The sequence below is a fragment of the Neisseria sp. HMSC073G10 genome (genome assembly GCF_001812605.1).
Lineage (GTDB): Bacteria > Pseudomonadota > Gammaproteobacteria > Burkholderiales > Neisseriaceae > Neisseria > Neisseria subflava_A.
Genome location: NZ_KV809524.1, coordinates 1 through 360 on the forward strand (window position 1 = coordinate 1; position 360 = coordinate 360).

The following is a 360-nucleotide window of genomic DNA, read 5'->3' on the forward strand; positions in this document are numbered from 1 at the left end:
CGAAGGCTGCCCCCCTAGGCTAATAGGGGGGGAGCAAAATAAAACCCCTAATCCGAAGGGTGCGGAAAAATCGGAGAACCAAGACTTCGAATTTGAATATTTCAGCCATTTCGTATCGGATGGAAAAGGTAAATTCATTGAAATACCGTTAAGAAGAGGAAGGGATGACGGCGCATTTATTGACCAAATCACTTTTACGATTCACGAAGACAGTTTACCGAAAGTAACAGGTAAAGGATTGGTATCCGATACGGAATTTGTTGTGAAGTATAGCGAGCTGTTAGAAGAAATTTTAGGTTTTGGCATTACCCAAAAACTACCGTTTAAAGGAAAGTTTTTCTATAAAAGCTGTTACCAACT

At 40.3% G+C, this 360-nt stretch carries 1 pseudogene; it reads left to right on the forward strand.

The window, feature by feature from the left end:
• A pseudogene (locus HMPREF2865_RS05920) lies at positions 1–360 on the forward strand (replication initiation factor family protein); the annotation flags it as partial.